The following is a 23,383-nucleotide window of genomic DNA, read 5'->3' as shown; positions in this document are numbered from 1 at the left end:
ACATTAAATGGAAGAGTCGTTTTTGGACAATTGGTCATTTCTATGTTACTTGATCATTTTGGCTGGTTAGGTACCGAAAAGACACCTGTTACATGGCAACGGTTTCTTGGTGGAGTAGTCATCTTTGTTGGTGTGTTACTCACCTTGCAGCGCTAGTTTCATTTTTATATTTATAAAGAGTACCTTTTGTGTCGAATGTCACGTCGTTTCGGGCTGAATTAAAACAACTCTTCCATTTAATGTTACCTATTTTAATTACGCAGTTTGCTCAAGCAGGGTTCGGGTTAATTGATACCATTATGGCTGGGCATTTATCTGCCGCAGACTTAGCCGCTATTGCGGTAGGTGTAGGTTTATGGGTTCCCATTATGCTTCTGTTTAGTGGAATCATGATTGCAACTACGCCGTTAGTTGCAGAGGCAAAAGGCGCTAGAAATACAGAACAAATTCCTGTGATTGTTCGTCAGTCATTATGGGTTGCCATCATTTTAGGTGTAATGGCTATGCTCATTTTGCAGCTTATGCCTTTTTTCTTACACGTATTCGGTGTTCCAGAAAGCTTAAGACCTAAAGCAAGTTTATTCTTGCATGCTATTGGTTTAGGTATGCCTGCTGTAACTATGTACGCAGCGCTACGTGGCTATTCAGAAGCTTTAGGCCACCCACGTCCTGTAACCGCGATTAGCTTATTGGCCTTAGTGGTTTTAATCCCGCTTAACATGATTTTTATGCATGGCTTAGGACCAATTCCAGCCTTAGGTAGTGCAGGCTGTGGCTTTGCAACCTCCATTTTACAATGGCTCATGCTGATCACTTTAGCAGGCTATATCTATAAAGCTTCTGCTTATCGAAATACTTCTATTTTTAGTAGATTTGACAAAATTAACCTGACTTGGGTTAAAAGAATTTTAAAGCTTGGCTTGCCAATTGGTTTAGCAGTGTTCTTTGAAGTGAGTATTTTTAGTACAGGTGCATTAGTCCTTAGCCCATTAGGTGAAGTGTTTATTGCTGCACATCAAGTGGCTATTTCAGTTACTTCTGTGTTGTTTATGATTCCGCTATCACTTGCAATTGCCTTAACCATTCGCGTGGGAACGTATTATGGTGAAAAGAACTGGGCTTCCATGTACCAAGTACAAAAGATTGGTCTAAGCACAGCAGTATTTTTTGCTCTATTGACTATGTCTTTTATTGCCTTAGGCCGTGAACAAATTGTCTCGGTTTATACTCAGGATATAGACGTTGTACCTGTTGCCATGTATTTACTCTGGTTTGCAATGGGGTATCAGTTGATGGATGCTCTACAAGTCAGTGCTGCCGGCTGTTTAAGAGGTATGCAAGACACTCAAGCACCGATGTGGATTACCCTAATGGCTTATTGGGTGATCGCTTTCCCAATCGGGCTTTATTTGGCACGTTATACCCATTGGGGCGTAGCTGGCGTATGGCTTGGTTTAATTATTGGTTTAAGTATCGCCTGTGTTTTACTGCTCTCACGGCTCTACCTAAATACAAAGCGCCTAAGTCAAACCTAATAAAAAAGCCGATGAAATATCGGCTTTTTTATTTTATGCAGACTTTGCCCGCGGGCTTGCTCCAATTTGCCAGACAAAAGGTAAATCCGTACGGTTTACTTCCCAATCTCCAATCACTTTTTCTTTATAAATAAGCGGATTATGTGAAGACACAGTACGCGCATTACGCCAGAAACGATCAAGTTGTTTCGCTTGGCTACTTGCTGATGCACCTAATGCATTAAATAACTGACTTGTTAAATCAAGCACTAAATTGGAAATCACGACCTGCCCTTGTGCCGACTCAAGCTCGGCATCTACATTAAACTGATGCTCTTTCACTTCAGACTCGGCAAAATGGCTTTCATAAGCCTTTTGTAATGCCTCGGCCGTTTTCAAGGTGATTGCTTCACTTGCATAAGCTTGAGCTGAGGCCTTACCGACCACTTGTAAAACTTGTGGGTCGTGACGAACCAAGTCACCATTACCATGACTAAAAATACGTTTGCGTTCACGAATTTCCTGACTGAACGTCTCGACTGCAGCGCGCGCAATACCTGTTAATGTTGCAAGATGCACCACCTGATAAAAAGCGGTTTGATACTTAAAACGTTGGTCAAATGGAATGAGGTTTGAAGCTGGCAAATGAACTTGATGTACTTTTAAAGTACCACTGCCGGTTGTCTTTTGACCAAAGCCATCCCAATCATCAAGCACACTTACACCTGTTTCATGACGGTAAATAGCAGCAATCACATGACGGTCATTTACCTCATCGTAAGCAAATAAATCAATCCAGTCTGCAAAGATACTGCCAGTTGAATAGTACTTTTCACCATTTACCACCAAGTTACCCGAAGCGTCTTTGGTGACACGTGTAACGACATCACCAATCTGTACATTTCCAACTTCTGTCCATGCATTTCCGACTAAATCGCCTTGTATAAAACGCTGAAACCAGACTTCTTGCGAATGCTCTTTATGAGCAACCAAGCGGTCTTCAACAAATGCAAAATGACCACGTAAAGCTTGTACAATATTGGAATCAGCTTCTGCTAACTCTGCTAAAAGCTGGAACAGTTGAGGTAATGAAACCCCATCTCCACCATATTTACGGGGTACTCGTACAGCACCCAACTTAGCTTCTTTTAACCACTGAATCGGTTCAAAAGGTAAGATTCGCTCTTTTTCCCGTTGAATTGCACCTTGCGCAATTTTCTCAAAAATAGGACGAAATCTGTTTGCAACCTTTTCATAATCCGCGCCTACCGATAGTTCTTCTAATTCAATTTGAGCTGTTGTCATCGTTATTCTCCTAATTTTGTTTTTTCTTCAATTTAACTCCATGCATGACGAGGTGGTTGAACTCCATTGAGGTAGTAGTTACCGACAATGTGATATTTCCAACGCACAGGGTCATGCAAGGTATGGGTACGGGCATTGCGCCAGTGACGGTCAAGGTTGAGTTCAGATAAAGTAGAACGCGTACCCGATAACTCAAAAAGTTTATTGGCAGCCAAAATAGCAATTTCTGTGGTGAGTACTTTTGCCTCGGCAACCAATAGTGTTGCTTGGTTTACATGTTCTTCGGTGGTGTCAGCAATCGCCTGATCAATTGCATCTCCAGCCAAGTCAAGGACCGCTTCTGCTGCACGCAGTTTGATTTTTAAGTCACCAATATTTGCAATGGTGTAAGGGTCATCACTGGCTTTTTCCAGACCTGAATCAATCCATGCACGGCTGTGATTTTTGACGTATTGAATCGTTTCTTCAATTGCACCACGCGCAATACCTGCATCGACTGCAGCCTGAATAAACTGAGAAATAGCACCTGCTGGTGTTGGGCGTTCAAATGCTTGGTAAATCGGAACTAGATATTCTTCACGTACTGGCACCTGATTCAGCTCTACCGTACCGCTAGCCGTGGTACGTTGTCCAAAACCAGACCAGTCATTAATAATATTGACCCCAGATGTTTCACGTGGCACCAGTGCAGCATAAGGTTGCCCCTGTTCATTTACAGCAACAATTGGAATCCAGTGGGCAAGCAAAGCACCCGTTGCAAAGAATTTTTTGCCATTAATTTCATAACCATGTTCGGTCTTTTCAAGTTTAGTTGTGAGCTCCGCTACTGTTTTACTGTGTTTTTCGGAAAATGCATTACCAAAACGAATTCCTCTTAACACCAAGTTAAAAAAGAATTGTTGCTGTTCAGGTTTCGCATCTAGCCTTAAATGTTCAATAAAAGCCAAGTGGTTTTGGGGCAGTTGAGCAAGAGAAGGATCGACACTTGCAATTGTTTTGCTCACTTCCGCTAAAGTTCGATACTTGACTTGTGCGCCACCAAATTGCTTAGGTACTGTAATAGCCCACAGGCCGCTTTGTGAGAACTGCTGAATTTCATTTAAGGGTAAACGGCGTTCTCTATCACGTTCAGATGCCTCTTGTGCAAACTCTTGAGCAAGTTGCTTGGCAATCTCAATTGCCTCCTCATCAGAACGAATAATATGTGCATCTTTCGACTGCTCGAATACAGATAAAGGAACCGCTTGAGAGCGCCCATAGGACGAATTTAGACTGGTCATAACTTTTATTGTCTCTATTTCTTATTTAACATGTCCTTCACCTTAGCATTAAAAAAACAGCGACTTTATAGATATTAAAGCTTTGTTTATGAAATGAATTTTGAAAAGCTTTTCACATTTTTTACTTTAAAAATAACGTTTTGTTTTTCGAAAATTTTCTTACATGCGATAAACAATTTCATATAGGCTTTTTAAGTTTTGTCACCTATGATCAAAACTAGACAATATTATGTTGTAGTCAACGAGGTATCGAAGATATGGCAAAGAATGCAAGTTCACCTGGCAAACGATTTATGAAACTTGCAGGAATGACCGCGAGCATTGCAACAAAAACCGTTTCTAACTCGATTCGAAACCTGACTGCGGATGAAGAACAGAAACTGGCTGCAAAAACTAAATTGTTTCAAGATATCGGTCTACAGATTGCAGACACCTTAGGCGAAATGAAAGGTGCTGTCATGAAAGTTGGGCAAATTGCATCGCAGTATAAAGATATCTTCCCACCAGAAGTTGCTAAAGCAATATCAAAACTACAACGCCAAGCTCCAGCCATGCCTTTTGCAGCAATTCAACAACAAGTTGAACGTGAGCTTGGAAAACCGCTCAACGCTGCCTTTAAATCTTTTGATGAACAGCCTTTTGCTGCTGCCTCGATTGGACAAGTTCACAAAGCAGTTTTGCCAAATGGTGAACAAGTTGTGGTTAAGGTTCAATATCCCGGTGTTGATGAAGCCTGCGAAAGTGACTTAAAACAAGTACGTTTAGCACTACGCTTAATGGGTGTACTTAAGATTGATAAAAAACTGCAAGATCAGCTTTTTGCAGAGATTCAAGATAGTCTATCAGCAGAGCTTAACTATGAAATCGAAGCTCAAAATCTTGAAGTCTTTAAAACTTTTCATAGCAAGTTAGATGACAAAATCATCATACCGACTGTTTATAAAGATTACTCTTCAAGACGTATTTTGACCTTAAGCCTTGAACAAGGTGACAGCATTGAAACTGCTAGTTCTTGGCCTATCGAAATTCGAAATACAATTGGCCGACGTTTAATCCGCGCTTTAGGTCAGGAAATGTTCTTTTTAAAACGTTTTCACTGTGACCCACATCCGGGTAACTTTGCCTTCCGCCAAGATGGCAGTGTCATTATTTATGACTATGGCAGTGTTAAAACACTTTCCAATGAAATTGTTTACAGTTTCAAACGACTGGTGAATGCAGCTCGTCATGAAGATATTGATCTTATTGAAACCGAATTACTTGCTCTGCACTCTTTGACCGAAAAAGGTAAATTCCCGAGCGATCTTTATAAACTCTGGATTGAAGTGTTATTGCGTCCGCTTACCACAACCTATGATTTTGCAGAGAATTCATCCCATCATGATGGCATGTTACTCGTGAAAAAGTCTTTAAAATATTGGGATGTCTTTAAACCTTCACCAGATACATTAATGGTTAATAGAACCATTTCAGGACACTACTGGAACCTCATTCATTTAAAAGTACATGACAACCTGAATGATTTATTTGAAGAACTTGTTCCGCCTTCTAACTAATTCAATGAACTGATCAATGTAACCTTTCGGAGGTTACATTGACTTATTTATTGTTATGTTATAACATTTCTTTAATCAAAAATAATTTAGGACAATCTCTCATGCGTAAAGATATTCATCCTGCTTATCAACAAGTGTTATTTCATGACACCAATGCAGACGTGTACTTTTTAATTGGTAGTACCATTCAAACTAAACAAACTAAGGAATATCAAGGACAAGTCTATCCTTATGTGACTCTTGATATTTCAAGTGCTTCACATCCGTTCTATACAGGTGAAGTACGTCAAGCAAGTAATGAAGGCCGTGTTGCAAGCTTTAACAAACGCTTCGCTCGCTTCAATCGTAAGAGTTAATCTTACGTTAAGTTTTGACCAATACACTAAAATCATTGGAAGCCTAAGACTCATCTCCTCCACTTAGGCTTCTTTTTTTATGTACATTTTTTCAATGATTTTCTAAGGTGTGTATAAACCAAAACTTATCCACAATTTGGCTAAAAACGCTTCTTATTATTTCAACATCCCATCTTTTTTTATAGTGCCCGCACTTTCAAAACGTGTATTCAATGCTATGCTTAAGCCCCATTTGATAGGAAGTTTAAGATTATGGCACAAGAGTTATTTGCCCAATTACAAGCAGGCACAGCAAAATTTTCAGATGTTTTAGCTCATATTGAAGCACGTTACCAACATACTCCCACAGCTTTTCAAAATGGCGCACAGCATAACGCTGCAACTGAAAATCAAGGCAGTGCAAAAGTTTTCTCTTTTGCCAAGTTACAAGGTTTAGACCAAGCACAAACTTTAAGTTTATTTGCAGAGCACTATGCATCTGTATTGGCTACCCCAGAGGGAACTGACCACCAAAATATTCGTCAGTTTATGCAAAATGGTTGGGATGGTGTGAAGTTTGAAGGTCAGGCTTTAACTGAAAAATAATAGATTTAAATAAATAATAGAAACGTCTTAATTTTTATTATGAGCACTGCCTTAAATGGAAGTGATATCCAAAAGATGGATTATATAGGCTAACCTTACTTTTCAAGGATGAAAAGTAACAAAAATCCTTTGTCCCGCTGATGCTACATCCATGTAGCACAGCGAAACGACGGCATCCCTGCCGTCTGTCACGATAGTAAATGACTAATTATTAATTAAACTATTTGATTAATCTCTTACATTGGATACTCGGAAAATCATCAACAGCCTGACTCAAATCAGCAATATAATGTTTCTGCGACATATTGGATAATTGTAAACAGATAACAGGTTCTGTTGATGAAAATGGTTTTGCCTACTTTTGCCGAAACAAAAGTAGGTCGAGCCGACGGCTAATCCAGACATAAAACTTTATTGAAAAGACTCCGCAGTAAACATTTCAGCCAGAACAAATACTCAATGTCCCGCTACCCAATAATAAGTCGCCAATCCCAAACACGTAAAAATTAAAGACCCAATTAAATGAATAGAAATCGCCAACATCGCCATTCCCCACTTACCACTTTGCAATAAAGTCACAATCTCAATCGAGAACGTTGAAAAGGTGGTTAAAGCTCCACAAAAACCAGTAATCACAAAAAGCTTATAATTCGGGCTCAAATCACTATGAGCAAAATAAGCCATCGCAAAACCAATAATAAAGCCACCGACCAAATTAACAGTAACAGTACCCAGTGGAATTTGCGGATAAATTGGGTTGAGTTTTAAACCTAAAAACCAACGCAACCACGCCCCCAGAACTGAGCCTAAAGCAATTGAAAGTAAAGGATAATACATAGAACCACCCCTTTAGTAAGATGCTAAAAGAGCAAATAAAAATGATGGGAAACGTGACATGGCGTACTCCAAAAATAGGCAGAGTACGCAATAACCTACGTACCCAGCGATATAAATACATGAGGGTAACGTAGGCATCATTAGCCAATACGGCGGTTTTTCAAGGGAGGAATGCCATCTCCCTGTTTTAAGTATATTAGATCATCTAAAATTTGATTTAAACATACTTTTTAAATCATGGACGTTCATCGTATTGTGGTAAATCGTCACAAATGCTTTCCCACTCTGCTTTTGAAGCAGCAAAAATATGCATTGTCGGCTTTTGGTCTAATGGTGTATCTAGTGTCCCAATTCTTAAACGATACAGTTCAGGTTGGGCATCACGCGAGCTAATAAGCGGTGAACCACATTCACTACAAAACCAACGGTACACACCGTTCACAGCAAATTTTTTGACGAGGTCTTCACCTTGTGTAATTTTAAAATCTGCACTGTTGACAGGAGCATTCGTGGCAAATGCTGTTCCATTGGCTTTCCGACAGCGTTGGCAATGACACTGAATAATATCTCCGATACCGCCTTTAATTTCATAGCGGATACCCTGACATAAACAACTTCCTTGATAAACTGGTGATGTCTGAGACATGTTCTCATAAATCCTATTATTATTGATCGCTCAAAAATAACACTTTTCACATATCAAACATAGCACCAAATTCGCTGTTATTTTTCTAAGAATGAATGCACACCTTCACCAGCTGCTCGGCCCGTAGCAAAGCATGCTGTCAGCAAATATCCCCCTGTAGGAGCATCCCAATCCAGCATTTCGCCACAGCAAAAAACACCTGAAGTTTGTTTCAGCTCTAAACTTTCAGTTAATGCATCTTGCTTGACACCACCAGCACAACTAATTGCTTCTTCAATCGGTCTAAAACCATCTAACTTAATTTGAAGTGCTTTAATTTGCTGAGCCATAGCCTCTGGTTGGCTCCATAGCGATTTATCTACAACTTCTCTAATTAAGTTAATTTTAGATGTGTCTAAGCCTGCTTTACGCCAGATATTAGTAAGCGATTGTTTTTTGCTAGCCTGTAACTTTTTAACTAACTGTGTAAGCTCTACATCTGGCAATAAATCTAAAAATAGATTTAAACTTTTTCCTTGTTTTTGTTGTTCTCTTAAAGCTCGTCCAAGTTTATAAATGACACCACTTTCTAAACCGTAGCGAGTAATCACAATATCACCATGAGTAACTTGGTTAGCTTCAACCCACGCATTGATACGCTTTAAAGGTGCCCCAAAACAACTTTCCATAAAAGCTGACCAAGTGTGCAATACCCCTGCGTTACTCGCTTGAAAAGGTTCGATACTGGATTGATCCATCCATTTTTGCCAAGCGCCATCACTACCCAATTGAGACCAAGACACCGCCCCGCATGCTAATACCACTGCATCATATTGTTGGGTAAAAGTTTCAGTGCTTTGATTATTTTGGTTTTCTAAAGTCACTTTTGTACCTTGCAAATTAATACAACGATGACGATAAAAGAATTTAACTTGCTGTTCTGCTAAACGTTTTAACCAAGCACGAAGTAAAGGAGCCGCTTTCATTTCAACAGGGAAAATACGACCGGAACTACCTACATACGAGTCTATTCCCAGGCTTTTCATCCAGTTCTGAATCCAGACTGCATCCCATTTTTCAACCCACGGCTTGAGCCATTCTGCATGGTCATAACGTTCAATGAACTGGGCTAAAGGTTCAGCATGTGAGATATTTAGCCCTGTTTTACCTGCCATCAAAAACTTACGCGCAGCCGAAGGTTTTTGCTCAAAAACATCAATCTCATAAGCATACTGGCTCAGTACCTCAGCTGCCATTAAACCAGCCGGACCCGCACCAATAATGGCAATCCGCTTATTCGACATGTGTTTGCCCTTGCAGGGGTGCAAACTCATCAAATCGAGTTTTATAACCTTCAGGCTTGGTCATAATGAGCTGCTGGCAAAGCTCGCCACGCTCTAAGTATTTAATTTCAAAATGAGTACGTGCAGAGGTTTTTGCAATTTTTTCTTTTTGGTAAGGCAGCTTCCACACGTTTAATAACTGTTGTTCAGCTTCTTCAATATATTCAGGAATATTACTTGCCAGAGTAATGGTTCCACCTGTTTGCAGACGCGAAATTAAGAACTCAAAAAATGGCATGTTCAACCAGCGCTGTGCTGGATTATGAGGTTCTGGGTTGGGATAGAGAATAAAAAAATGTTCAACTTGGGCAGGGTGTAAAGCATGTACCACCCAAGGTAAAGCATCTGCATGTACAGGTACCAGATTTTCTCGTGGTTCTAAACCATGCTGCTTTTGCATTGCCAAGAATTTTTCGCGGGTTCGTTCAATCGCATATAACGTATGCTGCGGTTGTTGTCCGCTAAGAAGCAAAGCATGTTTACCTTTGCCCGCTCCAATTTCTACACAAATTGGAGTATTTTCAATTGGGGTAAAATCGCGAGGCGCTTGCATACGTTGTGCTTGAAATTGACGAATCTGCATAATCACATCAAACTAAATAAAAATCGGCACAAGTCTAACAAGTCACCTGACTTTTGCCTAATCTATTTCTCGTCACTTTGAGGATATCGCTTTATGCCACGTACATTCCCCTGCCCACGTTGTGGTGAACCAAGTGTTTGGGAAGGCAATGAATTTCGTCCATTTTGTTCTGAACGTTGTAAACTCATTGATTTAGGCGCTTGGGCAAACGATGAATATAGACTGCCTACCCAAGATGCTCCTCAGCAAAACAAGGGTAGTCAGCATGAAGATGATTATGAGGATTAACCCGCTTTACCTGCGACAAACGGGTTAAATTTTTTTTCATAGCCAATGGTACTCATTGGACCATGACCTGAAATAAACTGGGTTTGATCTGGCAAGCTAAAGCATTCGCGTTGAATCGATTCAATAAGTTGCTCATGGTTCCCACGTGGAAAGTCTGTTCTTCCTATTGAGCCTTTAAACAGGACATCACCAGTCCAGAGTAAGCCATGATTCTTGTTATAGAACATGACATGCCCTGGTGTATGTCCTGGTGCAAAACGCACCTCAAACTCATCTTCACCCAGTTTGAGCACTTCGCCGCCTTCAAGCCATTGATCAACTTTTACTGGCTGTGGAATTGGAAAGCCATAACGTGCTGAAACTTCCTGAATCATATCTAGCCAGAACTGATCTTCTTTATGTGGGCCAACAACAGGGACACTCCATTCTTGTGCGAGTTCACCCACTGCCCCTGCGTGATCTAAATGCCCATGAGTCAGCCATAACGCCTTTACTTTTAAACCTAAGGCTTCTACTTCTTTCTTCAAAACAGCAGCGTCACCGCCTGCATCAATCAAAACTGCTTCTTTTGTTTCACTGTCCCAAACAAGGGAACAATTTTGAGCAAAAGCAGTAACTGGAACAATTTTGACTTGCAGCATAAGAACCTCTGGCTAAAACGCAATTAACGGTGGGCTAAGGTATGGGTAAGGGCATCAAGATTAGCCTGAACTAAACCTGCAAGCAAATCAATATGAGCCTGATCACTATTTAAAGCGGGAATGTAAGCATAGCTTCCGCCACCTGCTTGTTGAAATAGTTCAGCATTTTGAATCGCTAACTCTTCAAGCGTTTCTAAACAGTCAGCAGAAAAAGCAGGACTTAAAACCTGAACTGACTTAACACCTTGCTTTGCCCAATCTTGTAAAAGCTGGTCGGTATAAGGTTTCACCCATTCTTGTTTTCCAAAACGTGATTGGAAGCTAATTGCCCATTCATCATCTTTTAAATGCAAAGCTTCAGCGACTAACTTTGCAGTAATGCGACAACGGTCTGCATAAGGATCACCTTTGTCTGCATAAGGCTGTGGAATACCATGAAATGACATCAATAGTTTTTCAGGCTTACCATGCTGTGCTTGATAAGCTAAAACACTTTCTGCCAGTGCTTGAATAAACATTGGGTGCTGATAGTAGTCTTTAATAATGGTCAAACCCGGCAAATTGCGCTGAGTAGGAATCCACTTAGCAAATGCGTCGTATAACGGTGCTGTCGATGTGGCAGAATACTGAGGAAATAAAGGCAATAAAACGACATGCTCTTGTGGATGAGCTGCTAGTTTTTCTAAAACTGTATCAATACCCGGATTACCATAAGTCATAGCGGGCAATACAGTTAAATCAAACTGTTTATTTTCACGCTCTAAATAAGCCTGCACACGTTTTGTTTGCTCAAACACAATTTCACGCATTGGTGAATCGGTAGACCATACCGAAGCATAGGCATGCGCTACTCTTTTTGGGCGAAAAGGCAAAACAAACAGATTCAAAATAATCCACCAAATGAATTTTGGAATTTCAATCACACGTGGATCAGATAAGAACTGCTTTAAAAAACGGCGCACCGCTGGGACAGTTGCCTCATCCGGTGTGCCTAAATTCGCTAAAATGACAGTAACTTTCGGTTTTTGTTCAAACGACATGCGCAAATGCCTTTCAGTTCATCTTATGACACTAATGTAACAGTTTTCATGGTCATATCTAAATTGAATTGCTCTAAGCTTTTAATCGAGTCACCCGATGGTTCCATTTATAACTCAGCAAGAGCTTTTGCGCTTTTGTCGTTACCTTCCATAAGTTATGTTGTTGATCAGTCTTGGTTGGAACAATCCAGCCTTGTGATTGCATTTGATTTTTAATGCGGAATAGCGCCTTATGATTAATCTGTGCACCAGCCACTGCATGTGCTCTTGGCAGCTCCTGACGAGCATCTTCTAGCCCAGCATGATTGAGATACTCATTGAGACAAGTTCCAAAGTTTTCTTCTGGCATGGCTGTCTCAAAATGTTTAGCCAAAATACTTAAAAGTTGTGACCAAGTCATTTGTCTCTGGCGCTTAAGCTCCTTAAAGTTACCATCTTGAAAAGCTTGAATCTGATATTCAAACGCAAAAACATCTTGCGGAGCCACTTCATTAGTTGGAGTTGATGACTCTGTGAGTTGTTGTTCTAACTGTAAAACTTTACTTTTTAACCGATTAATTTCATCTTCTAACTGATGCGCTTGACGTGCAGGAACCCAGCCCTGTCCCACATGTTGTTCAACCATTAAAGGTATATTTAAACGGACAGCTAGCTCTAAATCACGTGGGCTTTTAAAGTAAAATACGTGGTGAGCTTCATGTAATAGTTTTTTTCTAAATGCGAGAAATTTTTCTTTAAGCTGCGGATGAGCCTCTTGTAAATGCATATCCCTGCTTTCAGGTTGTTCATGCATAAATACCACAATAGGTTTAGCTCGACTTAAAGCATATTCATACTCTAAAGCAAAGTAGCTAGCACCAGAAATGGATTGCTCACCATACTGGCTACCTAACAGTAAAACAACATAATCAGATTCATCAATTTGCCGACGGGCAAGTGTTGTAGTTAAAGGACTTCTATACTCTAAACCCCAAGCAAAAAAACCCATACTGACTAATGTTTGAGAGAGAACCATACGTTCAGGTTGCATCTCGCGACCTGACGTTGAAATAAAAATCTGATAGCGTGTATCGAGCATAACAATACCCTTATCGCCCCATAATCTTAATATGGCCCAAATAAGCCAAGATTATGAACCGCCCCAAATAAGAAAAATAAATATAAAAAAACGCTTTCTTCTGAATGCCTACAACAGAGCTCAACTCAGATTGTGTAGCGTCCATGTCAATTCTTGTGGAATCATATTCTGTAAAACAGGTTGCAATGCTTCTGCATTATTACCACTTACATAACATTCAATACGTGCAACATTCTGACGTATTTGGTCACATAATAACTCATTTTTTATTAAAATACGGGCTGTTTGTCGGGCAACTGCCAATCCCGAATCAACCAGTGTGAATTGGTTATCAAAAAGATGATGAATTGCTTCATTTAAGAACGGATAATGTGTACAACCGAGTACTAAATAGTCAGCCCCTTGATCGGCTGCAGGCTGTAAAACCTCTTTTAATGCATTTAAACAAACAGGACTCATTTGCTGTCCTGCTTCTACACAAGGAACAAGCTCCAGATTGGTTAAAGTCATGACTTTAACACCCGCTGGAACAGCAAATTTTTCCACAACATCTTTAATGAGTTGCCCACGAAAAGTAGCAGGCGTTGCCAACACTGCAACTACTTTAGAACGTGTTTGTAATACAGCAGGTTTTAATGCCGGTACTAAACCAACAATCGGAAAGTGCTCACCATAATGTTCACGTAAATGATCAAGACTAAATGCAGAGGCAGTATTACATGCCACGACTGCAATTTTACAACCTTGGCGGTATAACCAGTCGACAGCGCGAGCGGTAAGCTCTCTAATTTCTTCATCAGAACGAGGGCCATAAGGAACATAGGCTGTATCGGCATAATACACAATATGTTCGTTTGGCAAATATCTGGCAATTTCTGCTGCAACCGACATTCCACCAATTCCCGAATCAAAAATACCAATTGGGGCATCTGCCGATGCTTTAGGCATAGATTCTAATTCTGTAAATAAAGGCTGTATGGCTGTCATGGCAGTACTAGAGAGTGTCGGAAAATTTCACTCTATAAAGCTTAAACCTCAAGTGCCTAATTGCAAGTGCAAATTACCACTTTTTAACTGCAAAATGGTTTCGCCTTTATCATTTTCAACCAACACTCCGTAGTTCACGAGATGATAAAAAGCTTGGCGTTGAATAAGTGCATTAATACCAAATCGGACATGCACGTATGGGCGTAATTCTCCTGCATATTCGCGCATAAAAATCGGGTGTTCTGCATCAACTAAAATCACATCTTGATTGGTGGTAGTCAGTTGCAAAAACTGATCACCTGAAATTTCAACCTGATCGACTTGATTGACCAATAAAGGTTCATCTTCAACTTCGATTTCAATTTGTTCTACAGGGGTTTTCAGGTAGAATTTACCCTCTTCTTTCCATAGGACTTTGGTAAACAAATCCAATAGAGCTTGGCGCTTGATTAATTGACCTTCGTGCCACCATTCTCCATTGGCTTTAACCGTTAAATCCATTTTACCGCAATGCTTTGGATGCCATTGCTCTAAAGGTGGGATTGACCTTTTGTGACTTTGCTGTACACCTTTTAAGTATTGTGCAATGTTCATTAAGTTTTTATCATCAGATAACGGTATTTTTCCCATATCCGATGGGGAATTATTTTGATTTACCATAGTTTATGCCTTGCTGACGAGAAAATATGACGACTCAGCCAATTGGCTAGATCATGGTTTAAAACTATACTAGCCAAAACGATAAAAGGCACAATAGCATATTTGCGCCTATGGATTAAAACTCACGGCAGCACCGGATGATCTGACATTACGGTTGCCACCTTTAAGTATTGAGGAGTCCTACATGGAACACATCGAACGCGAATCGATGGAGTTTGACGTTGTCATCGTAGGTGCAGGACCTGCAGGTCTATCTGCTGCGATTAAGATCCGTCAATTAGCGATTGAGAATAACTTACCCGATCTTTCAGTTTGTGTAGTTGAAAAAGGCTCTGAAGTAGGTGCGCATATCTTATCTGGTGCTGTACTTGAACCACGTGCTATTAATGAACTTTTCCCGAACTGGAAAGAAGAAGGCGCGCCTCTTAATGTACCTGTAACTGAAGACAAAACTTTCTTCTTGCTTTCAGAAACTACGTCTAAAGAAGCACCTCACTGGATGGTTCCTAAAACCATGCACAATGACGGTAACTATGTTATTTCATTAGGTAACGTGGTTCGTTGGTTAGGTCAAAAAGCTGAAGAATTAGAAGTTTCTATCTTCCCTGGCTTTGCTGCATCTGAAGTGCTTTACCATGAAGACGGTACTGTAAAAGGTATTCAAACTGGTGACATGGGTATTGGTAAAGATGGCGAACCAACGCATAACTTTACTCCAGGTTATGAGCTTCACGCTAAATACACCCTCTTTGCTGAAGGTTGCCGTGGTCACTTAGGTAAACGCCTGATTGCAAAATACAATCTTGATAAAGATGCTGACCCTCAGCACTACGGTATCGGGATTAAAGAACTTTGGGAAATTGACCCAGCAAAACATAAACCGGGCTTAGTGATGCACGGTGCTGGTTGGCCATTGGCTGAAACTGGTTCTTCTGGGGGTTGGTGGTTATACCACGCTGAAAACAACCAAGTGACTTTGGGTATGATCGTGGACTTGTCTTATGAAAATCCATACATGTATCCATTCATGGAAATGCAGCGCTGGAAAACTCACCCACTCATTAAACAATATTTAGAAGGTGGTAAGCGTATTTCTTACGGCGCGCGTGCTGTAGTGAAAGGCGGCTTCAACTCATTGCCTAAATTGACTTTCCCAGGTGGTTGCTTAATTGGTGATGACGCAGGTTTCTTAAACTTTGCAAAAATCAAAGGCTCACACACTGCCATGAAATCAGGCATGTTATGTGGTGAGGCTGTATTTGAAGCGATTGCTGCTGGTGTAGAAAAAGGCGGTGATCTTGCGATTGCTCGTGTTACTGAAGGTGAAGATTTATTCGTTAAAGAATTAACTTCATACACTGACAAATTTAACAACAGCTGGTTAAAAGAAGAGCTTTATAACTCTCGTAACTTTGGCCCAGCAATGCATAAATTTGGTCAATGGATTGGTGGTGCATTTAACTTTATCGACCAAAACGTCTTTAAAGTGCCATTCACTTTACATGACTTGAAGCAAGACTTTGCTGTATTGAAAACAGTTGATGCAACCAGCTTCAAGCCAAACTATCCAAAACCAGATGGCAAGCTTACATTTGACCGTTTATCTTCGGTGTTTATCTCAAACACTGTACATGAAGAAAACCAGCCAGCTCACTTGAAGCTTACTGATCCTTCAATTCCAGTGAACGTAAACTTACCAAAATGGGATGAGCCTGCACAGCGCTACTGTCCTGCTGGTGTTTATGAAATCATGGAAAATGATGATGGCTCTAAACGCTTCCAGATTAACGCAGCAAACTGTGTTCACTGTAAGACTTGTGACATTAAAGACCCATCTCAAAACATCACATGGGTAACGCCTGAAGGCGGCGGTGGTCCAAACTATCCAAATATGTAATTCCTTAAAAAACTCCCCTCATTTGAGGGGAGTTTTTTTATTAGAATATCTTCGATTTTTTACCAAATACCATAACTGTTGGCCCAATGGCTGTATGTGCAGCACCATAGTCCTGATGAATCTCAATTCGATAATCATCACATTGATAGATATATTTATTATCCTTTTGCACCCAACCTTTTTGGGGAACCTTAAATTTGTTAAGAATTCTACTTTTAAAAAGATCTAAGTCCGTCTCATAACTTGCCATAGGGCCATTAAGAAAACTCAAACTAAAGGAAGTGATCATTCCGGTATCTAGATCATAAGCAATATGACCAATTCCAGTGACGCCTGTTTTTTTGATCTGGGGATCAACCCCATCGGCAAACTCTAAATGGTAACTATCTCCTCCTAACACCACTTGTTTTACTGTAGGGTGAAGCTTTTGAAACTCACGAATATTTTGCCCAACCTTTAAACCTGCGACATTCATAGTTTGTATAGGAGTTTCACAGGTTTTTGCATATGCGATTGAACTAAATAAGGCGCAAGCAGCAAACCCTAAGCATAGATGAGAACTTTTCATCTTTACGTCCTGAAATGAAGTGTATTCACTGTTTTAATTTTTATTAGATTCAAGAACATGGAGCTAAAGCTTTAAATATTTGCTTTAGCCCTTTTTCACCAAGTAATGAAATTCTTTATGACCATTTTCATCTAAGCGTTCTTCTTGCAAAAGCAATTCGTGACCCAAGTGCATACAAAATTTAGGTATATCCCACGAAGTCGAATTGTCTGTTGCGAAGACCTCAACCACGTCTCCAGATTTAGATTTACGAATGGCTTGATGCAACATCATGACAGGTTCCGGACAACGTAAACCACGTGTATTGAGTTGTACAGTAGGTGAAATAGGTTGTTCTGACATAACTAACTCGAACAAATAGAATTTTCACATTTTAGCATAAACCGATCACGGACTTATGAACTGTAACTGGTGTTTACATAACAATATGTGTTTTGTCTTTTACTTTGTTTTATAGATGCATAAGGGCCTTTTCTTCGGTATGATCATTGTATTCATTTGATACATTGAGTCTTTAGGAAAGATCATGCAAGAGGAACCGAGTCCGTCGTGGGGAATGCGAGGCTTACGAAAGTGGTTAGGTACAGCGCCCGAAACCCGAGATGAATTATTAAAACTAGTCCAAAATTCACGTCGTTTTTTAGAACCTGATACTGTTGCCATGCTAGAAGGTGTTCTTGACCTTCCTGCTACAAAAATTCGTGAAGTCATGACGCCGCGAACAGCAATGATCAGTATGCAAGAAGATGATCAGTTACTTGATATTCTTCATGTATTGGTTGAGTCTGCTCACTCACGTTTTCCAGTTTTCTCGGCTGACCAACCCGATAATGTTGTCGGTATATTACTGGCAAAAGATTTACTGCCATTTTTGACTGAACCAAATACCAAATTAGATATTGGCTCGCTTATGCGCCAGCCATTATTTGTGCCTGAAAGCGCTCGTTCAGATCAAGTTCTTCGTATGCTTAAGCATACCCAGACCCATATCGCGATTGTGATTGATGAATATGGTTCAACGGCAGGGCTTGTTACGCTTGAAGATATTCTTGAAGAGATCGTGGGTGAAATTGAAGACGAACATGATACTGCTGATGAAGATGCACAGTACATTGTTCCAGATAGTGACCACACTGTAGCGAATGCATGGATGGTGCAAGCACTTACACCAATTGAACACTTCAACACTGTTTTAGATGCTGATTTTTCTGACGATGAAGTAGAAACTGTCGGCGGTTTATTGCTTCAAGAAATTGGTTTAGTCAGTGATTTACAAGGTCAGACTGTTGAACTTGGAAAGTGGTTATTTACGATTGTTGAAGCAGATGCCCGCACTATTCATCTGATTCGAGCTGTACGTCAATGAGAGCATACTTTGAAAAGCTGTTAGATTCTTCGCAACAACAAAAACAGCTTCCTTTAATTTTTCCATTGCTCATTGCTTTATTTTCAGGTGCTGTGTTTAGTTTTGCACTGGCACCTTATTATTGGTGGTGGCTGGCAATTTTGTCTCCTGCCCTACTCTATGCAACATTGCATAAACGCTCAGCCAAACAGGCTTTTGCGATTGGCTGGAGCTATGGTTTTGGTTTATGGTTTGTAGGAGCTTTTTGGCTCTACACGTCTATCCATGTATACGGCGATACCAATGCGTTTCTAAGCGTATGTATGATTGCTGTTATGGCTCTTGTGATGGGCTTATTTACAGCATTTCAAACTTGGGTTTATCGACGTTTCTTCCCAGAAACACCCCTGACTTTCGCACCTCTCTGGATTGTTTTTGAGTGGGCTAAAACATGGGTATTTACGGGTTTCCCGTGGCTATTTGTAGGGTACGCTTTTACCGAACGCCTACTCGATGGTTATGCGCCGCTATTTGGTATTTATGCAATTTCCTTCGTGGCAATTGTACTAGCGTGTGCTTTAGTCGAAGTTCTACGTAAACGTATTTTCTGGGTTATCCCTGCTGCCCTATTGGTTTTGGGCGCATGGGGAGCATCATATATTCAGTTTGTAAAACCTAAAGCGACTAAACCACTGAGCGTTTCGCTCATTCAAGGTAACATTCCACAAGATTTAAAATGGCTAACTGAATATCAAGTTAGAACATTAGAAATTTATGCAGGTTTGACTCAATCTGAATGGGGCCGTGACTTAATTGTATGGCCTGAGTCTTCAATTCCGCTCTTCCAAACCGACATTGAACCGTTTTTGGATGCCATGGATGCGCAAGCGAAAAAGAACCATACAGCTTGGGTAACTGGCATTCCTTATTGGGATGTCGCGAAATCACATCAAGTTGGTAGTCCTCAGTATTACAACAGCATTATGGCTTCTGGTAGCGACTCAAGCGGTCTCTATAAAAAACAGCGTCTTGTGCCGTTTGGCGAATATATTCCATTGTCAGGTTTACTGTCATGGGTTTTACCTGCCATGCAAAATGACATTAGCATGAGCGGTTTTACACGTGGCGAGAGCAACCAGAAACCACTTTTAATTAAAGGGCATGCGCTTGCGGCTGCAATTTGTTATGAAGTGGCATATCCAAACCTGACACGCCGTAATGCAGAAGACAGCGACTTCTTGGTGACTGTATCTAATGATGCTTGGTTTACAGGTACTGCTGGCCCATGGCAACATTTACAAATGGTGCAGATGCGTGCAAAAGAAAATGGTCGCTGGTTTATTCGTGCAACCAACACAGGTGTAACAGCGTTTATCGATCAAAATGGTCATATCACTGAAAAAGCACCGCTCGATAAAGAATTTGTCTTGAGAGGCGATTTACCTGCCATGCAAGGCCAAACTCTCTATAACCGTTTAGGTGATTATCCAATTTTAGGATTTGCGGTATTACTGCTGGTTTTAGGTTGGATCTATCGTCCACGTCAAGTTGATGTGTCTTTTAAATCACGTCGCTAAGTTATAATAGCTTTGTACCCAGAGGAACTTCAAACTCTGGGATACAAAGTGCAACATCCCCATCTGCGTTATGAAACCCTGTCACTAAGCATTCTGACTGAATAGGACCAATTTGTTTCTTAGGAAAATTCACGACAGCAACCACTAATTTACCAATCAAATCTTGTGGTTGATAAAGTTTAGTAATCTGAGCACTCGATTTACGTACCCCTAACTCTTCACCAAAATCTACATGCAAAATATAGGCAGGTTTACGCGCTTTTTCAAAAACCTCAGCTTGAATAATTTTACCAACGCGAAGTTCTACTTTTAAAAAATCATTCCAATCGATCTGTTCCACTTGTATTTCTCATATTCTTAAATCTTCAAATCAAAAATACACAATATAAAAAAATAAATTATTTATATTTAATTTGAAAATTCCATGTTAAATTAAGTCCGCTGATTCAAAAGCCGTAAACGTTTACGTCAATCAACGTTCCAACATACCTCCAACAAGGCTTGGAGCTATTTATTCAAAATATTTTTATATTTTGAATGGCGCGGGCGTTTGTTGGTTTACGGAGTCAAAATGGAAAACCAAAAAACTTTCTATAATTTTAAGAAACTTCCAAGTCGTTATACAGCTATTGTTTTACCTTTTCTTCTATCCATCATTATGACTTTTGTAGTGTCCATGGTCAGCACTTTACGAAGTTTAGGACTAGAAGACTTTTCTATAAATGTCTGGATGTCCGCATGGGTCATTTCGTGGCTGATTGCTTTTCCAACGCTGCTTTTAGTCTTACCTGTCGTTCGTAAAATCACAGCACGATTGGTTGAGCCTGCTTAAACAAAAAAATAAAACGTAGATACTGCATCTACGTTTTATTTAAAAATTTGGTTTTAAAATATCATTAAAAAGCGATTGATAATTCCAGAGATAAATAAGCAACTAAGCTTGATAAAAAGACCATGGGTACATAACGATAAGCTTTAAAAACTAATTGCTCATATTTAGAAGAGATCTGTTTAGCTTGCCATACACTCGCTTTTAATGCCGTAAAGAAGCTCACCATTAACCACGCACTGACAATACTTAATGCAAAGAAGCCAATCATGATTTGGCTGCTACCTTCTGTACTCAGCCATAGTTTTAATGAAACTTCAGCAATTGGTAATAAAGCTAAAATCAATAGGACAGACTTAAGCATCGCCCAATGAAACTGGTTTAGTTCATCAAGTACGAGAAATGCTTTCATTTAATCTCTCCTGTAAGTTTATAAAGTGATTTTTATTTATTATGCAAAGCTTTTATTTAAATATATAGCTTATTTTCTCTTATATTTTAACTTTCTTGTAACTATTAAATATGGGAATAATTCTTATTTTAAATCTCAAAATTAAACATTAACTTTATTATTTTATTTTCAATTATTTATTATATTTTTGTGATTAAGAAAGATTATCAATTCGGATTATCGTTTTATCTTTTTAAACAAATCGATAATCTCTCTTACATTTTAATTAAGGCTGGTAATAAATATCGGCATCGTTACCTTCACCACCTTCTTTACCGTCTGCACCAAATGAATATAGGTCAAAAGGATGGCCATCTTTTCCAGGAATGACATATTGAATATCATTTTTCCAACTGTCTTTAGGGTAACCACCTTTCACATAACCACCTGGCATCCAGTTTTTTGCGGTAGCAGGCTGGTTAATGAGGGCATCTAAACCACCTTCTTGCATGGTTGGGAAATGCCCGTTATCGAGCTTGTACTGATCTAAAGCACCCGCTACCCCCTTCAACGTAATTTGAGTGGTATCGATTTTAGCTTTTTCACTACGACCCATGACGTTCGGCACAATTAAAGCCGCCAACACACCTAAAATAACAATCACGACCATGACTTCAATAAGGGTAAAGCCTGAGGCACGTTTGATTCGAGCACCGCTCGAACGTGCCGAAAGTCTGAAAGCTACGCTTGAGGTTTTTTGAGCATCCTTAACGTGCTCTTTTTGTTTCATGACCATCTTCATCATTATCTCTAATATCAAAGTTATTAAATCATATTGTTCATATTTACGATTGGCAGCATAACCGCAATTACAATAACCAACACAATGCTTGCCATTAATACCAGCATAAGCGGTTCAAGTAATGCCAATAAGGTTGAAATAAATGTCGTCACCTCACGGTCTTGCATAGTTGATGCACGTTCCAGCATACGGTCAAGCTCACCTGATGCCTCACCACTTCGAATCATTTGTACCATCATTGGTGGGAAATAACCACTGCGCTCCAATTGCGTACCCAAGTTACCACCTTCGGTAACACGCTCAGCAGCATGGGCAATAGAGTCACGGATGACCCAGTTATTGGTCACAGCAGCACCAATTTTTAGAGCATCCACCAACGGCACACCCGAACGAGTCAAAATAGATAAAGTACTGGCAAAGCGTGCAGCATTAATACCACGAGACAGTTTACCGAATAATGGCAATTTGAGTGTTAAGCGATCAAAAGCATAATGACCAGCCGTTGTTTTTAAAAACCGTACAAATGCAACAATGCCTATAACAGCAAAAAGGATGATAAAGACCCACGCATGGCGAATAAAATCACTCGCTTTCATTAAAGCGACTGTAATCCATGGTAAGGCATCTTTGCTTTGATCGAAGGTTTTTACAATCTCTGGAACCACATAGGTCATTAATCCCATCACAATACCAAATGACATCAGCATTAAAATGATCGGGTAAATCATGGCACCTTGAACTTTCTTTTGCATGGCAAAACGGTTCTCAGTGTAGTCTGATAGCTGATCTAAAATGAGATCTAAATGACCTGAACGCTCACCTGCTGCAACCGTTGCAATATAAAGGTCAGGAAAACGACCTGACTGTTGCATGCCTTGCGCAAGTGAGTGCCCTTCTAATACTCTTGAACGAACCGAGAGTAAAAGATTTTGTACATGTGCTTTTTCACTTTGTCTGCTCACGGCGCGTAAAGCTTCTTCTAGAGGAATTGCAGCAGCAACCAAAACGGAGAGTTGTCTGGTCATCAGTGCTAAATCATAAGCACTAAACTTTTTCTGGAATAACCCGTGGCTTTGATGCTTATCTTTTTGTTCAACAGGGTCAACGCTAATCGGAGTCCATGCTTTATCGCGTAATTGTTGGCGAATCTGACGTGCTGAGTCTCCTTCAAGCACCCCCTTTTGCTGCTTCCCTGAAGCATCAATAGCAGTAAATTGATATGCAGGCATGGTAATGTTCTAATTTTCCAAAAATAATAGTCGCTGCTGTTGCATCTATGCTACGCAATCATTCATA

The 23,383-nt window shown here is 40.1% G+C and carries 27 protein-coding genes and 1 riboswitch; of the genes, 10 read left to right on the top strand and 17 right to left on the bottom strand.

Translation table 11 applies throughout. The features are described from left to right. A partial coding sequence (locus tag J582_RS25920; RefSeq protein ID WP_032047925.1) for a DMT family transporter occupies positions 1-156 on the top strand: 156 nt, incomplete at its 5' end. 32 nt (positions 157-188) lie between these two features. Further along, the gene (gene abeM / locus J582_RS11720) at positions 189-1,535 is read left to right on the top strand and encodes a multidrug efflux MATE transporter AbeM (protein WP_004710751.1); all 1,347 of its coding nucleotides are present in this window, start codon (positions 189-191) and stop codon (positions 1,533-1,535) included. 33 nt (positions 1,536-1,568) lie between these two features. Here abeM and J582_RS11715 read toward each other — a convergent pair whose 3' ends face one another. Continuing rightward, positions 1,569-2,819 (bottom strand): acyl-CoA dehydrogenase family protein, encoded by a 1,251-nt coding sequence (locus J582_RS11715; RefSeq protein ID WP_002053386.1) that lies wholly within the window; start codon positions 2,817-2,819, stop codon positions 1,569-1,571. A gap of 32 nt (positions 2,820-2,851) precedes the next feature. Then, positions 2,852-4,099: an SfnB family sulfur acquisition oxidoreductase gene (locus tag J582_RS11710; protein WP_032047924.1), complete on the bottom strand. Its 1,248-nt coding sequence runs from the start codon at positions 4,097-4,099 to the stop codon at positions 2,852-2,854. Between the two features lie 257 nt (positions 4,100-4,356). Here J582_RS11710 and J582_RS11705 point away from each other — a divergent pair, with 257 nt between their 5' ends. The 3 genes from J582_RS11705 (at position 4,357) to J582_RS11695 (ending at position 6,596) form a co-directional block, all read left to right on the top strand. Further along, positions 4,357-5,655 carry an ABC1 kinase family protein gene (locus tag J582_RS11705; RefSeq protein WP_002053487.1) on the top strand — a complete coding sequence of 433 codons (1,299 nt, stop codon included), beginning with the start codon at positions 4,357-4,359 and terminating at the stop codon, positions 5,653-5,655. Between the two features lie 101 nt (positions 5,656-5,756). Beyond that, positions 5,757-6,011, top strand: a complete 255-nt coding sequence (locus tag J582_RS11700; RefSeq protein WP_001224256.1) for a type B 50S ribosomal protein L31 — start codon at positions 5,757-5,759, stop codon at positions 6,009-6,011. 252 nt (positions 6,012-6,263) lie between these two features. Beyond that, a complete protein-coding gene (locus tag J582_RS11695) occupies positions 6,264-6,596 on the top strand; it encodes a HopJ type III effector protein (RefSeq protein WP_032047923.1) in 333 nt (110 codons plus the stop codon). A gap of 456 nt (positions 6,597-7,052) precedes the next feature. On the opposite strand, the gene crcB is transcribed toward J582_RS11695, so the two are convergent. From crcB to J582_RS11675, 4 genes are all read right to left on the bottom strand, one after another. Beyond that, on the bottom strand, positions 7,053-7,433 hold the full coding sequence (crcB, locus tag J582_RS11690) for a fluoride efflux transporter CrcB (protein ID WP_000291734.1): 381 nt from the start codon (positions 7,431-7,433) through the stop codon (positions 7,053-7,055). Between the two features lie 124 nt (positions 7,434-7,557). Further along, positions 7,558-7,624: riboswitch (Fluoride riboswitch) on the bottom strand. Positions 7,625-7,668: 44 nt separating this feature from the next. Further along, the gene (locus tag J582_RS11685; RefSeq protein ID WP_004883467.1) at positions 7,669-8,079 is read right to left on the bottom strand and encodes a GFA family protein; all 411 of its coding nucleotides are present in this window, start codon (positions 8,077-8,079) and stop codon (positions 7,669-7,671) included. A 77-nt stretch (positions 8,080-8,156) separates the two neighbouring features. Then, positions 8,157-9,362: a TIGR03862 family flavoprotein gene (locus J582_RS11680; RefSeq protein ID WP_032047921.1), complete on the bottom strand. Its 1,206-nt coding sequence runs from the start codon at positions 9,360-9,362 to the stop codon at positions 8,157-8,159. Further along, on the bottom strand, positions 9,352-9,990 hold the full coding sequence (locus tag J582_RS11675; RefSeq protein ID WP_080961355.1) for an SAM-dependent methyltransferase: 639 nt from the start codon (positions 9,988-9,990) through the stop codon (positions 9,352-9,354). Before J582_RS11675 ends, J582_RS11680 begins: the two co-directional genes overlap by 11 nt. Before the next feature lie 87 nt (positions 9,991-10,077). On the opposite strand from J582_RS11675, the gene J582_RS11670 reads away from it, so the two are divergent. After that, positions 10,078-10,272: a DNA gyrase inhibitor YacG gene (locus J582_RS11670; protein WP_004698974.1), complete on the top strand. Its 195-nt coding sequence runs from the start codon at positions 10,078-10,080 to the stop codon at positions 10,270-10,272. Here J582_RS11670 and J582_RS11665 read toward each other — a convergent pair. From J582_RS11665 to J582_RS11645, 5 genes are all read right to left on the bottom strand, one after another. Beyond that, positions 10,269-10,913 carry an MBL fold metallo-hydrolase gene (locus tag J582_RS11665; RefSeq protein WP_019456911.1) on the bottom strand — a complete coding sequence of 215 codons (645 nt, stop codon included), beginning with the start codon at positions 10,911-10,913 and terminating at the stop codon, positions 10,269-10,271. The two genes, J582_RS11670 and J582_RS11665, sit on opposite strands and share 4 nt — an antisense overlap. A gap of 23 nt (positions 10,914-10,936) precedes the next feature. Next, entirely contained in the window at positions 10,937-11,953 is a 1,017-nt protein-coding gene (hemH, locus tag J582_RS11660) for a ferrochelatase (RefSeq protein ID WP_022575827.1), read from the bottom strand. A gap of 73 nt (positions 11,954-12,026) precedes the next feature. Then, positions 12,027-13,031 (bottom strand): DUF4062 domain-containing protein, encoded by a 1,005-nt coding sequence (locus J582_RS11655; RefSeq protein ID WP_000887668.1) that lies wholly within the window; start codon positions 13,029-13,031, stop codon positions 12,027-12,029. A gap of 120 nt (positions 13,032-13,151) precedes the next feature. Next, a complete protein-coding gene (gene murI, locus J582_RS11650; protein WP_000125351.1) occupies positions 13,152-14,018 on the bottom strand; it encodes a glutamate racemase in 867 nt (288 codons plus the stop codon). A gap of 48 nt (positions 14,019-14,066) precedes the next feature. After that, entirely contained in the window at positions 14,067-14,678 is a 612-nt protein-coding gene (locus J582_RS11645; protein ID WP_032047919.1) for a DUF1285 domain-containing protein, read from the bottom strand. 184 nt (positions 14,679-14,862) lie between these two features. Here J582_RS11645 and J582_RS11640 point away from each other — a divergent pair, with 184 nt between their 5' ends. Further along, positions 14,863-16,575, top strand: a complete 1,713-nt coding sequence (locus J582_RS11640; RefSeq protein ID WP_032047918.1) for an electron transfer flavoprotein-ubiquinone oxidoreductase — start codon at positions 14,863-14,865, stop codon at positions 16,573-16,575. A gap of 40 nt (positions 16,576-16,615) precedes the next feature. On the opposite strand, the gene J582_RS11635 is transcribed toward J582_RS11640, so the two are convergent. Both J582_RS11635 and tusA read right to left on the bottom strand, forming a co-directional pair. Continuing rightward, complete coding sequence (locus tag J582_RS11635; RefSeq protein ID WP_032047917.1) at positions 16,616-17,143, bottom strand: hypothetical protein; 528 nt, start codon at positions 17,141-17,143, stop codon at positions 16,616-16,618. 84 nt (positions 17,144-17,227) lie between these two features. Continuing rightward, positions 17,228-17,485 (bottom strand): sulfurtransferase TusA, encoded by a 258-nt coding sequence (gene tusA, locus J582_RS11630; RefSeq protein WP_002053527.1) that lies wholly within the window; start codon positions 17,483-17,485, stop codon positions 17,228-17,230. A gap of 184 nt (positions 17,486-17,669) precedes the next feature. On the opposite strand from tusA, the gene J582_RS11625 reads away from it, so the two are divergent. Both J582_RS11625 and lnt read left to right on the top strand, forming a co-directional pair. Continuing rightward, entirely contained in the window at positions 17,670-18,509 is an 840-nt protein-coding gene (locus tag J582_RS11625; protein ID WP_004883488.1) for an HlyC/CorC family transporter, read from the top strand. Continuing rightward, the gene (gene lnt, locus J582_RS11620; protein ID WP_032047916.1) at positions 18,506-20,065 is read left to right on the top strand and encodes an apolipoprotein N-acyltransferase; all 1,560 of its coding nucleotides are present in this window, start codon (positions 18,506-18,508) and stop codon (positions 20,063-20,065) included. Before J582_RS11625 ends, lnt begins: the two co-directional genes overlap by 4 nt. Before the next feature lies 1 nt (position 20,066). On the opposite strand, the gene J582_RS11615 is transcribed toward lnt, so the two are convergent. Next, a complete protein-coding gene (locus J582_RS11615; RefSeq protein WP_032047915.1) occupies positions 20,067-20,405 on the bottom strand; it encodes a tRNA-binding protein in 339 nt (112 codons plus the stop codon). A 231-nt stretch (positions 20,406-20,636) separates the two neighbouring features. Here J582_RS11615 and J582_RS11610 point away from each other — a divergent pair, with 231 nt between their 5' ends. Beyond that, positions 20,637-20,897 (top strand): DUF2798 domain-containing protein, encoded by a 261-nt coding sequence (locus tag J582_RS11610; RefSeq protein ID WP_032047914.1) that lies wholly within the window; start codon positions 20,637-20,639, stop codon positions 20,895-20,897. Positions 20,898-20,961: 64 nt separating this feature from the next. On the opposite strand, the gene J582_RS11605 is transcribed toward J582_RS11610, so the two are convergent. From J582_RS11605 to gspF, 3 genes are all read right to left on the bottom strand, one after another. After that, positions 20,962-21,306, bottom strand: coding sequence for a hypothetical protein (locus J582_RS11605; RefSeq protein WP_002156932.1), 345 nt, complete (start codon positions 21,304-21,306; stop codon positions 20,962-20,964). 265 nt (positions 21,307-21,571) lie between these two features. Further along, entirely contained in the window at positions 21,572-22,087 is a 516-nt protein-coding gene (gene gspG / locus J582_RS11600; protein ID WP_017398156.1) for a type II secretion system major pseudopilin GspG, read from the bottom strand. 23 nt (positions 22,088-22,110) lie between these two features. After that, positions 22,111-23,316 (bottom strand): type II secretion system inner membrane protein GspF, encoded by a 1,206-nt coding sequence (gene gspF, locus J582_RS11595; RefSeq protein WP_006582259.1) that lies wholly within the window; start codon positions 23,314-23,316, stop codon positions 22,111-22,113. Positions 23,317-23,383: the final 67 nt, after the last annotated feature.

Origin of the sequence: Acinetobacter sp. 1566109 (genome assembly GCF_000582255.1) — a bacterium.
Lineage (GTDB): Bacteria > Pseudomonadota > Gammaproteobacteria > Pseudomonadales > Moraxellaceae > Acinetobacter > Acinetobacter nosocomialis.
Note: the sequence above shows the minus strand (reverse complement) of the source record. Positions and strands in the feature narration are given on the sequence as shown.

Excerpts from the sequence above, each read along its gene's own strand:
- J582_RS11635 (WP_032047917.1), bottom strand. The coding sequence starts at position 17,143 with ATGAAAAGTTCTCATCTATGCTTAGGGTTTGCTGCTTGCGCCTTATTT.
- J582_RS11640 (WP_032047918.1), top strand. The coding sequence starts at position 14,863 with ATGGAACACATCGAACGCGAATCGATGGAGTTTGACGTTGTCATCGTA.
- crcB (WP_000291734.1), bottom strand. The coding sequence starts at position 7,433 with ATGTATTATCCTTTACTTTCAATTGCTTTAGGCTCAGTTCTGGGGGCG.
- J582_RS11655 (WP_000887668.1), bottom strand. The coding sequence starts at position 13,031 with ATGCTCGATACACGCTATCAGATTTTTATTTCAACGTCAGGTCGCGAG.
- J582_RS11665 (WP_019456911.1), bottom strand. The coding sequence starts at position 10,913 with ATGCTGCAAGTCAAAATTGTTCCAGTTACTGCTTTTGCTCAAAATTGT.
- J582_RS11705 (WP_002053487.1), top strand. The coding sequence starts at position 4,357 with ATGGCAAAGAATGCAAGTTCACCTGGCAAACGATTTATGAAACTTGCA.
- J582_RS11680 (WP_032047921.1), bottom strand. The coding sequence starts at position 9,362 with ATGTCGAATAAGCGGATTGCCATTATTGGTGCGGGTCCGGCTGGTTTA.
- gspG (WP_017398156.1), bottom strand. The coding sequence starts at position 22,087 with ATGAAGATGGTCATGAAACAAAAAGAGCACGTTAAGGATGCTCAAAAA.
- J582_RS11610 (WP_032047914.1), top strand. The coding sequence starts at position 20,637 with ATGGAAAACCAAAAAACTTTCTATAATTTTAAGAAACTTCCAAGTCGT.
- J582_RS11645 (WP_032047919.1), bottom strand. The coding sequence starts at position 14,678 with ATGGTAAATCAAAATAATTCCCCATCGGATATGGGAAAAATACCGTTA.
- J582_RS11625 (WP_004883488.1), top strand. The coding sequence starts at position 17,670 with ATGCAAGAGGAACCGAGTCCGTCGTGGGGAATGCGAGGCTTACGAAAG.
- J582_RS11715 (WP_002053386.1), bottom strand. The coding sequence starts at position 2,819 with ATGACAACAGCTCAAATTGAATTAGAAGAACTATCGGTAGGCGCGGAT.
- J582_RS11710 (WP_032047924.1), bottom strand. The coding sequence starts at position 4,099 with ATGACCAGTCTAAATTCGTCCTATGGGCGCTCTCAAGCGGTTCCTTTA.
- murI (WP_000125351.1), bottom strand. The coding sequence starts at position 14,018 with ATGACAGCCATACAGCCTTTATTTACAGAATTAGAATCTATGCCTAAA.
- J582_RS11700 (WP_001224256.1), top strand. The coding sequence starts at position 5,757 with ATGCGTAAAGATATTCATCCTGCTTATCAACAAGTGTTATTTCATGAC.
- J582_RS11605 (WP_002156932.1), bottom strand. The coding sequence starts at position 21,306 with ATGAAAGCATTTCTCGTACTTGATGAACTAAACCAGTTTCATTGGGCG.
- J582_RS11685 (WP_004883467.1), bottom strand. The coding sequence starts at position 8,079 with ATGTCTCAGACATCACCAGTTTATCAAGGAAGTTGTTTATGTCAGGGT.
- tusA (WP_002053527.1), bottom strand. The coding sequence starts at position 17,485 with ATGTCAGAACAACCTATTTCACCTACTGTACAACTCAATACACGTGGT.
- J582_RS11695 (WP_032047923.1), top strand. The coding sequence starts at position 6,264 with ATGGCACAAGAGTTATTTGCCCAATTACAAGCAGGCACAGCAAAATTT.
- gspF (WP_006582259.1), bottom strand. The coding sequence starts at position 23,316 with ATGCCTGCATATCAATTTACTGCTATTGATGCTTCAGGGAAGCAGCAA.
- J582_RS11670 (WP_004698974.1), top strand. The coding sequence starts at position 10,078 with ATGCCACGTACATTCCCCTGCCCACGTTGTGGTGAACCAAGTGTTTGG.
- hemH (WP_022575827.1), bottom strand. The coding sequence starts at position 11,953 with ATGTCGTTTGAACAAAAACCGAAAGTTACTGTCATTTTAGCGAATTTA.
- lnt (WP_032047916.1), top strand. The coding sequence starts at position 18,506 with ATGAGAGCATACTTTGAAAAGCTGTTAGATTCTTCGCAACAACAAAAA.